We start from the raw sequence: 9670 nt of genomic DNA on the forward strand, positions 1-9670 counted from the left end.
GCCGTCTCGACGTCGGGGACGTCGGCCTCAGGTATCTCGAGCAGAACCTCTCCGGACCACGGATTCAGATCCGTGAGGACTTCCCCGGACACGCCCCCTCCATGGAGGCCGGGCCGATGGTCCGCAAGGCCGAGATGAAGGCGCAGCAGTGGATCAAGTCCTACGAGGACTGGAATGTCGACACCGGTCTGGCCACCGGCCTGCCCGGCAAGGCGCAGATCGGTAAGGGCATGTGGGCCATGCCCGACATGATGGCCGACATGCTGGTGCAGAAGATCGCCCAGCCGAAGTCGGGCGCGAACACCGCCTGGGTGCCGTCGCCGACCGCCGCCACCCTGCACGCCACCCACTACCACCTGGTGGACGTGTTCAAGCGGCAGGCCGAGATCGCCAAGGGCGGTCCGCGCGCGACGGTCGACGAGATCCTCGAGATCCCGCTGGCCGCCGACATCAACTGGACCGCTGAGGAGAAGCAGCAGGAGCTGGACAACAACTCCCAGGGCATCCTCGGTTACGTGGTGCGCTGGATCGACCAGGGCGTCGGCTGTTCGAAGGTGCCCGACATCAAGGACATCGGCCTCATGGAGGACCGCGCCACCCTGCGCATCTCCTCCCAGCTGATGGCCAACTGGCTGCGCCACGGCATCGTCTCCGAAGCCGACGTCATCGCCTCCCTCGAGCGCATGGCCCCGGTCGTCGACCGCCAGAACGCCAACGACGCTTCGTACTTCCCGATGTCCCCCGACTTCAACGCCTCCATCGCCTTCCAGGCGGCGAAGGAACTCGTCCTCGAGGGCACCAAGCAGCCCAACGGCTACACCGAGCCCATCCTCCACCGCCGCCGCCGCGAGGCGAAGGCCTTCAACAAGACGGTCTAGGACACATCCGCTCCGACACATGAAACGAATCCCCGGTCGACAGCTGTCGATCGGGGATTCGCTTTAGACTGGCGGAAGTTCCCTGACGAAAGGACAGGAGCCGGTGAGTGCCGCCATTGAAGACGGGTACGGCTACGGGCCGTACACGGTGGAAGATCTTCACAACCTTCCCGACGAGGGCAAGGCTCACGAACTCGTCGATGGCTGGCTGATCGAATTGTCGCCGAGTCCTTGCCACGACTACCTCGCAGACGCGCTGCGGGACATTCTGAGATACGCGGCCTCACAAGCCGGGGCTCACGTCTTTGTTCAAGCACCGATGGATATTTCAACGCTGTCGGGAGCTCGACGACCAGACGTTGCAATCATCGGCGCAGCAGCCGCCCGGAGCACTCGCGATCTCCGGCTGTCCTTGTACCCTGGCAGTGACGTCCAGCTGGCTGTCGAGATCGTGTCGCGTGGTTCGGGCAGCGAGCGAGAAGATCGCCGCCGTAAGGTGATCGAATACGCCCGCACCGGCATCGAACAGTATTGGCTGATCGATTTCGACCCGCGACCACGAATCCAGATCCACCGTCTCAACGGTCCCGCCTACGGTGAGCCGATCATCCTCGAGGAGGCCGACACCCTCGAGGTCTCCGACCCGTTCCCGATCTCATTCCCGTTGTCCCGCTTGGCCGACTTCTCCTGAATTCCGGTGGGAATCGATTAGTTTCGAGCCCGTAGGAGGTCCAACTGTCATGAGGACATTGATCTACGGGCTCGGTGTGTCCCTGGACGGCTTTATCAACGATCGTGACGGGCACATCGACTGGACTTCGCCCGATGAGGAGTTGCATCAGTTCCACAACGACAGGTTCCGTGACCTCGAGCTCGCGCTCAACGGCCGCCGCCTCTACGAGTTGATGGCCGACTACTGGCCGCACGTCCCCGCCGACGACCCCTCCCCGATCGCCCGCGAGTTCAGCGCCCTGTGGACCGCGAAACCCAAGGTCGTCTTCTCCCGCACCCTCACCGAAGTCCACTGGAACAGCACCCTGGTCACCGAAAACGCCATCGACGAAGTCCGCAAACTCAAATCCGAAGGCAACGGCGTCATGGAGGTGGGCGGTGCGACCTTCGCAGCCTCCTTGATCCCCCAAAACCTCATCGACGAATACCACGTCTACATCTCCCCGATCATCCTCGGCGGCGGCACCCCCTTCTTCCCCACCCTCGACAAACGCATCCCCCTCCACCTAGCCCAGACAAGACAATTCAAAACCGCCACCCTGCTCCGCTACACCGTCGCCTGACCCGAGGAGCCGAAGGAGGCCCGCAGCCTGCGGGTGCGTGGTTATGCGTGATGGCCCGACCAGGCCAGCCATTCGGCGTGGTAGCTGGTCCATGCTCCGGTGGGATGGTCGGCGGGTGGGAGTGCCAGTTGGGGCTGGAGATGGTCGGGGGCGGGGGCGTAGACGCAGTGCAGGATCGGCCAGTCGGAGGCGTTGCGGTAGAAGCGGATTGCGGTGCCGAAGAAGGGTCTGCGCCAGGCGGCGGCTATCGGGTGAAGGGTGAGTTGGTAGTCGGCTGCCAGGATGTTGTCGAGGTGGTGGCCGATCTCCAGTGGTGTTCCGGTGGCGGCTTGATCGCCGATCGCGTTGAGGATCGCGATGGATTCGTTCGGAGGTACTCCGAACAGGGCGATCTCCGGTACTCGATGGCTGTGCCACAGGCCGACGGTGAACGCCCAGTGGGGGTTTGAATCGCTTTCGGGAATCGCGATCACTCCCCAGCCGCGCTTGCCCACGTTGTCGACCAAACGTTGGTCGCCAGGGTGCATTTCGTCGCGGTCCCCGTAGTCGCGGCACATCACGCATTGACAATCCGAGCTACTCACCCGGGCGACGCTACGGGAGACCTCCGACATTCGCGTTCAGGGCGTCCAGGGCGGATGTTTGGGTGGCGAAGGTTGGGGGGTCGTCGGGTTGCGATGCCTGCCAGCGGAAGCCGTATTCGTCGTCGGTGCCGGTCAGGGCGTTCGATTGGTGGGTGAGGAAAGTGGTTGTGGCGGTGCGGGATTGGGTGGTGTCGAGCAGGTTTCGGTAGGAGCGGACGAATACGCCCTTGAATATCTCGGCGTCGTGGCAGGTGGGGCCGGGGCAGTCGGTGGCGGCGGGCTCCCAAAGCACGCCGTTGCGGAGGAATGGGGAGTTGGGGCGGGTGGCTGCGGCCGCGAGCGCGTCGGCGGTGGTGAGGAGTTCGCGGGTTCCGGTGGCTTGGTAGAGGGCTGCCAGGGCGCTGAGGATGATGCCTTGGTCGTAGGTCCAGCGGGTGTCGGGATCGGCGATACCGCAGTTGGTGTCGGCGGCGTTGGTGTCGAGGTGGTCGTCGATCAAGCCGGAGGGGTCGAACAGGGCGTGACCCGCCTGGTGGGCGAACCATTGCCAGGCTCGGTCGGCTCGGGCGAGATAGACGGGGCGGCTCGATGATTCGACCCTGGTGCTCAGCAGGGCGGTGACCGTCATGAACAGCCCATTGGTGATCGTGTTGATCTGGGTCCACGGGTGCAGTGGTGGGTCGATCCCGATGCGGGCCCACCGGATGCCGCCGTCGCAGGATGGGGCGCGCTGGGTGTCTGCGCGGTCGGCGATGGCGCGGGCGGCGTCGAGATAGCGGGGGTCGTGCGTGAGGTCGAAGGCTCGGATCCAGGTCCATGCCCACCACAGTTCGTCGTCGTTGTAGCCGGTGTCCTTGGGAACGCCGGTGCGCGAGACGGTTCCGTGGCGGTAGCTCTCGTCGAGATAGCCGAGGTACTGCCGGTCGCCGGTGCGCGCCATGTAGTCGACGACCGCGCCCAGTGCGTTGGCGCTGCGCCAGGTGGCGGCGTCGTTCTCCCACAGTCCGGTCGCATGGTCGTAGCGATCCAGCAGCCGTTCCAGCGCCCGCACTCGACGGTCCGGTGGCACGTCCTGCGCGCCGGTCCAGCGTGAACACCGAATCTCGGGCCGGTCGGCCGCTTTTCCGCAAGCACGCAACGCACTGCCCGCGTACGGGTGCGGCTGCGTGTTCGCCGCTGTTGCGCCCGGGGCAACCGCGGCGGTTTCGAGCTTCGCCGCGGAGCCGTCGAGGTCACCGCGGCGGTCGAGCCAGACGCTGTCGCCGGGTTGCCCGTTGTCGATCGTCGCGGTCGCCATGCCCTCCACGGCGTTCAGCGCGATCACCCGCGACCATTGCCGAACCGGCGGCGTCATCGTCCGCGCCACGGCATCCACGGTCATCGCCGAAAACGGCTGTAGCACAAGCAGGCTCGCCGACACCGCGAGCACGAGGCCGACGACGCCCCCTCTCGCCCGCGCGCGTCTGCCCACGACCGACACCCTAACCGCCCGAGAGGCCAACGAGCCGAGGAGGTTTCGGCGCGTCGGGCCTCGGGCGGCAAGGTGGGGTCAGAGGCTGGTGGAGGCGGTGGCGAATTCGCCGGCGGTGGCCAGGGCGGCGTCTTCCTCGACCTCGTGCTGGGTGAGGGGTCGGCCGGAGTTGGCCAGGCCGAAGGCGGCCAGCAGGGCGGCCAGGGCAAAGAAGGCTGCGCCGGTGAGGAAGGCGATGCGGTAAGCGCCCTCGGCGGGGAGGGCGACGACCGCGCCGGTGGGGAGTTTGTGGGCGAGGGTGTCGCTGGTGAGGATGGTGACCACCAGGGCGCTGCCGATCGCGCCGCCCACGGTCCGCATGATCGAGTTGATCGAGTTGGCGATGCCGGTCTCGTGCGGTGCCACGTTCGCGACCAGCAGCGCGGGCATGGCCGCGTAGGCGATGGCGATCGCGGAGTTCGCGACGATCAGCGCGGCGATGACTTCCGCGCTCGTGGTGTGCAGGACGGCCAGGGAGGTCAGTGAGCACAGGCCGATGACGGCGGCCAGCAGCAGGACGTAGCGAGCGCCGATACGGCCGACGAGGCGACCGGCGATCGGGCCCATCAGCACCGAGGCCACCGCGCCGGGCAGCATGAACGCAACGCTGGTGCGCAGCACGGACGCACCGAAGCCGAAGCCCGCCAGGGCACGCGGGGTGGCCACGAAGTAGGTCGCGCCGAGGAACACGCTGAACATCGCGAAGCCGACGCAGAAGCTGGCGAGATTGGTGACCGCGACCGGTCGATGCGCCAGCAGCGAGGTCGACACCAGCGGCGAGCGCAGCTTGGACTGCAACACCAGGAACCCGGCCAGCACCACCCCCGAGGCGATGAACAGTCCGATCACACGGGCACTGCCCCAACCCCATTCGTGGCCTTGGGAAATCGGCAGCAGCAGGCAGACCAGCCCGAGGCCGAGCACCGCCGCGCCCAGATAGTCGACGCGCCCGCCCTGACCCGCACGCCGCGGCAGCGTGAACAACGCCAGCGCCAGCACCACCACGGTCAGCACGACGCACAGCCAGAAGATGCGCCGGTAGTCCGCGCCGCCCTGCGTCAGCAGCCCCGTGGCCACCAGCGCGACACCGCTACCCACGCCGAGCGTCGAGGCGGTGACGGCCAGTGCCCCAGTGAGCCGTTCGGCCGGCAGTTCGTGCCGCAGCACACTGATCGCCAGCGGGAACAGTCCGAAACTGGCTCCCTGCAAGGCCCTTCCGACAATCAGCAGGTCGATGCTGTGCGCGGTGGCGGCCAGCAGGCTGCCGGCCAGCGTCACGACCAGCGTCGCCACGATGACGGGCTTGTGCCCGTAGACATCGCCGAGCCGACCGAGCAGCGGGGTGAGCGCCGAGGCGGCCAGCATGGTCGCGGTCGTCACCCAGCCGACGGTCGTCGCCGAGACGCCGAGCTGCAGACCGATCTGGGGAAGCGCGGGCACGGGCAGCGTCTGCGCCATGGCCAGGAGGAACACGGTGCTGGCCATGGTCAGCACGATCGCGGTCGGCGAGACGGAACGCCGAGGCTCGAGCGGGGAGGTCATTGCGAGGACTCTACGACTAAATCGACACACTGTCGATTATGATTGACACCACGTCCACAGCGGGAATGGAAACCGCTCTATGGTGAGGTCATGGCACAGAAGGGCGGACCCAAGGTGACCCAGACCCGAGGCACGACCGAGGGAGTCCGCCGCCGCGCCATGTCGAAGGGCGATCAGCGCGAGGTCCAGATCCTGGACGCGACCCGCCACCTGCTGACGAAGAAGTCGATGGCCACCCTCACGGTCGACGACATCACCACCGCCACCGGCATCTCGCGCACCAGCTTCTACTTCTATTTCCCGTCCAAGCAGGCCGTGCTCGCGCGCTTGATGGAGGACGTGAGCGACCGCTACGCGGAGACGCACGTGTGGCTGCCGTCCACCGGCCCGCAGCGGGAACTGCTGCGCGCCCAGCTCACCGGGGCCGCGGAGATCTGGCACGACAACAACGCGATCCTGGTCTGTTCCCTCGAGGGCTACGACAGCAGTTACCCGCCCCTGACGGAATTCATGGCGACCATTCAAACCCGCTTCACCACCGGCCTGGCCGCCAAGATCGAGCGTGACCGGGCGGCCGGGCTGGCCCCCGAGGGCATCGACGCCGCCACGCTCGCCGCACTGGTCACCCTGATGCGCGACGGCCGCCTCTCGCAATTGTCGGCGGCTCCCCGCGAGGACCTGACCCGCGACGTCGACGACCTCGCCGAGGCGATCCTGCGCCTGATCTACGGCCGCATGGACTGACCCGCCGCTAACGCCCGGTCATCGAATCCGGCTGGTCGCGGTCGATATCCGCGGCGCCGCACCGTTGTTCGTAGCGGCGGGCGAGCGCGGCGGCCTCGGCGGACAGTCGGCGGCGCAGGTCTTCGGGAGCCAGGACTTCCGCGCCCGCGCCGAGCCGGAGGATGTCGGGCACCGCCCGATCGAGGGATTCGATGGGCAGGCGGACTTCGCGGTATCCGTCGCCGGTGGGTTCGGTCGCCGAGTCCCGCGCGCCCTGGGCGGACGCCGCGTCCAAGAGTTCGGGCAGACGTTCGAAGGTCGCCGCGTCCAGTCGGATCCGGGCCGAATCGCGGTGGCGGCGTTGGTCGAAGGAGGCGAGGTAACCGGCCCAGTAGGTGGCCAGTTCGAAGTCCGGCGGCCGGGTGACCGGGGTGTCGAGGACCTGCAACTCCATGATGCGTGAGATCCGGTAGGTGCGCGGGCGCGCGTCGTGGTGGCCGACGAGGTACCAGTTGCCGGATTTCAGCACGAGGCCCAGCGGCTCGGTGGTCCGGGTGACCAGATGCGGTGTGGCCCAGCGGATGTAGTTGAAGCGCAGGGTGCGTTCGTTCCAGACCGCGTCGGCGACGGCGGTCAGGTAGGGCGTCGGTTCGGCGGCGGTGTACCAGCCGGGTGCGTCGAGGTGGAAGCGTTCGGCGACGCGACCGGCGCGGTCGCGCAGTTCGGGCGGCAGGGCGGTCATCACCTTCAGGTTGGCGGCGGTGACGATCGCGCCCAGGCCGAGATCGGCGGCGGCGCCGGGCAATCCGGACAGGAACAGTGCTTCGGCCTCGTCGGCGGTGAGCAGATTGAGGCGGGCGCGGAAGCCGTCGAGGAGGCGGTATCCGCCGTCGTGGCCCGCGTCGCCGTAGACGGGAATGCCCGCCGCGGACAGCGATTCCATATCGCGGTAAATCGTGCGCACCGAGACTTCCAGCTGCTCGGACAGTTCCTGCGCGGTCACCCGGTCGCGGGTCTGCAACAGCAGCAGGATCGACATGAGACGGCTGGCGCGCATGAATTCGATTCTGCCGCAATCCACTGACACTAGATGTCAGTGGAGCGCCGATACCTTTCCCCTCGTTCCGAAGACCACGAATGAGGAGACACCGCAATGCCTTTCATCGAAACCCGCACCGGCACGTCGCTGTTCTACCGTGATTGGGGCACCGGACGTCCGGTGCTGTTCTGCGCGGCGGCCGGGATGGACAGCATCGAAGCGCGTGGCGTGATGGCCGATCTGGTGGCGCAGGGGATGCGGGCCATCGCGCTCGACCGTCGCGGCCACGGCCGCTCCGATGATCCGGGGCTGGGCTACGACTACGACACTCTCGCCGATGATCTCGCCGATCTGATCGACCACCTGAACCTGCACGGGCTGATGCTGGTCGGCCATTCCATGGGCGGCGGTGAGATCGTCCGCTACCTGACCCGCTACGGCAGCGCCCGCGTCGACCGGATCGTGCTGGTGGCCGCGGCCCTGCCGTTCCTGCTGGCGACGCCCGACAATCCGGCGGGCGTCCCCGGCGAAGCGGCCGACGCGCTGCGTGATTCGTGGCGGCATCACCAGGATGCCTGGCTGCGCGACAACACCGATCCGTACATCGGGGAGGGTCTGCCCGGCTGCGCGGTCAGCGGGATCGCCCGCGACCGTGTGATGGCGTCCATCGGCTCCGGCACGTCGCTGCAGGCCATTCTCGAATGCAACCGCGCGGTGGTGGAGACGGACTTCCGCGCCGAGATGCGGGACATCGACGTGCCCACCCTGATCATCCACGGTGATGCCGATGCCTCGATCACCCTGGAGTTCGGTGGCCGCCGCCAGGCGGACCTGATTCCGGGCAGCGAACTGGTCGTCTACGAGAATGCCCCGCACGGCATCTATCTGACGCACGGCCCGCGTCTGACCGCCGATCTGCTGGCGTTCACCTCCGAATATGCTGTGCTCCAGACAAGTTCCACGGGAGACTGAGCCCCGGCCAGGCTAGGTTGGGGGCGTGCCAGAGATGATCGACCCGGCGGCGACCACCGCCGGGGCCACGGAGCCCACGGCCGCGCCGTCCCCGCGTCGGCGACGCCGCAAGAGCCAGCGCAAGAAGCGGCCGTTCTGGCAGGAATTCCCGATGCTGGTCGTGATCGCCTTGGTGGCCGTGGCGCTGGTGGTCACGTTCATCGGCCGCCCGTATGTGATTCCGTCGCAGTCGATGGAGCCGACGCTGCACGGCTGCTCGGGCTGTACGGGCGACCGGATCTACGTGGAGAAGCTGAGTTTCGACTTCGGTGATCCGGAGCCGGGCGAGGTGATCGTGTTCAAGGGTCCGACCGCGTCCTGGGATCGCGCCTGGACCTCGCACCGTTCGGGCAATGCCGCGGTCCGGGGCATCCAGAACGCGATCGCCTTCTTCGGTCTGCTGCCACCCGATGAGAACGATCTGGTCAAGCGCGTGATCGCGGTGGGCGGTCAGACCGTGCAGTGCTGTGATGCGCAGGGCCGGGTGCTCGTCGACGGCAAACCGCTCGACGAGCCCTACGCGCATTACAGCCTTCCGTATCGGCCGGGCCTGGCCTACACCGGAAGTGCCGGTACCGGACGGGAATTCGGCCCGATCAAGGTGCCGGACGGCAATGTGTGGGTGATGGGCGACAACCGCAACGAGTCCGCCGACTCCCGCGCCCATGTCGAAGACAAGTATCAGGGCACGGTCCCGCTCTCGGATATCCGCGGCAAGGCGGTGTTCAAGATCTGGCCGCCGGGCCGCATCGGCCCGATCCACGCACAGAAACCCTGACCGGGTTCAGCCGACCACGATGACGGACTTGCCGCGGGAGTGCCCGGCGGCGAGGTGTTCGATGGCGGTGGCGGCCTCGGAGAGCGCGAAGGTGCGGGTCACGCGCGGGGCAAGCGCACCCGCAGCGGCGAGTTCGGTGACGGCGTGCAGACTTTCGGGTGTTGGCAGTGACAGCAGCGCACGCAGTCGCTGACGTACGAACGGCGAGAGCAGTTGCGCGGCAGCCGACCGCCCGAGTCCGCCGAACCAGCGGCCGCCGCCCTCGCCGCCGCCGAGGACACGCGAACTCCAGGTGGCATTTCTTGCTCGT

General features: G+C 67.4%; 10 protein-coding genes and 1 pseudogene. 6 read left to right on the plus strand and 5 right to left on the minus strand.

Going from position 1 to position 9670, the window contains the following annotated elements:
- The 3 genes and pseudogenes from ACWELQ_RS27340 to ACWELQ_RS27350 form a co-directional block, all read left to right on the plus strand.
- A pseudogene (locus ACWELQ_RS27340) lies at positions 1–878 on the plus strand (hypothetical protein); the annotation flags it as partial.
- A 103-nt stretch (positions 879–981) separates the two neighbouring features.
- Positions 982–1569 carry a Uma2 family endonuclease gene (locus ACWELQ_RS27345; protein WP_452399910.1) on the plus strand — a complete coding sequence of 196 codons (588 nt, stop codon included), beginning with the start codon at positions 982–984 and terminating at the stop codon, positions 1567–1569.
- Between the two features lie 49 nt (positions 1570–1618).
- On the plus strand, positions 1619–2173 hold the full coding sequence (locus tag ACWELQ_RS27350) for a dihydrofolate reductase family protein (protein WP_452399911.1): 555 nt from the start codon (positions 1619–1621) through the stop codon (positions 2171–2173).
- A gap of 41 nt (positions 2174–2214) precedes the next feature.
- Here ACWELQ_RS27350 and ACWELQ_RS27355 read toward each other — a convergent pair whose 3' ends face one another.
- From ACWELQ_RS27355 to ACWELQ_RS27365, 3 genes are all read right to left on the minus strand, one after another.
- On the minus strand, positions 2215–2757 hold the full coding sequence (locus ACWELQ_RS27355) for a DUF4262 domain-containing protein (RefSeq protein WP_452399912.1): 543 nt from the start codon (positions 2755–2757) through the stop codon (positions 2215–2217).
- 10 nt (positions 2758–2767) lie between these two features.
- The gene (locus ACWELQ_RS27360; protein ID WP_452399913.1) at positions 2768–4228 is read right to left on the minus strand and encodes a glycoside hydrolase family 76 protein; all 1461 of its coding nucleotides are present in this window, start codon (positions 4226–4228) and stop codon (positions 2768–2770) included.
- Between the two features lie 78 nt (positions 4229–4306).
- Entirely contained in the window at positions 4307–5809 is a 1503-nt protein-coding gene (locus ACWELQ_RS27365; RefSeq protein ID WP_452399914.1) for an MFS transporter, read from the minus strand.
- Positions 5810–5899: 90 nt separating this feature from the next.
- Between ACWELQ_RS27365 and ACWELQ_RS27370 the strand changes: the two genes are divergently transcribed.
- Positions 5900–6553, plus strand: a complete 654-nt coding sequence (locus ACWELQ_RS27370; protein ID WP_452399915.1) for a TetR/AcrR family transcriptional regulator — start codon at positions 5900–5902, stop codon at positions 6551–6553.
- A 7-nt stretch (positions 6554–6560) separates the two neighbouring features.
- Here the strand turns inward: ACWELQ_RS27370 and ACWELQ_RS27375 are convergent, their stop codons facing one another.
- Positions 6561–7589, minus strand: coding sequence for a helix-turn-helix transcriptional regulator (locus ACWELQ_RS27375; RefSeq protein WP_452399916.1), 1029 nt, complete (start codon positions 7587–7589; stop codon positions 6561–6563).
- Positions 7590–7685: 96 nt separating this feature from the next.
- Between ACWELQ_RS27375 and ACWELQ_RS27380 the strand changes: the two genes are divergently transcribed.
- Both ACWELQ_RS27380 and lepB read left to right on the plus strand, forming a co-directional pair.
- The gene (locus tag ACWELQ_RS27380; RefSeq protein ID WP_452399917.1) at positions 7686–8543 is read left to right on the plus strand and encodes an alpha/beta fold hydrolase; all 858 of its coding nucleotides are present in this window, start codon (positions 7686–7688) and stop codon (positions 8541–8543) included.
- Positions 8544–8577: 34 nt separating this feature from the next.
- A complete protein-coding gene (gene lepB / locus ACWELQ_RS27385; RefSeq protein WP_452399919.1) occupies positions 8578–9360 on the plus strand; it encodes a signal peptidase I in 783 nt (260 codons plus the stop codon).
- Between the two features lie 6 nt (positions 9361–9366).
- Here the strand turns inward: lepB and ACWELQ_RS27390 are convergent.
- Positions 9367–9670 (minus strand): zinc-binding dehydrogenase (locus tag ACWELQ_RS27390; protein WP_452399918.1); only part of this gene is annotated, 304 nt, incomplete at its 5' end.

The organism is Nocardia sp. NPDC004722 (genome assembly GCF_053601505.1).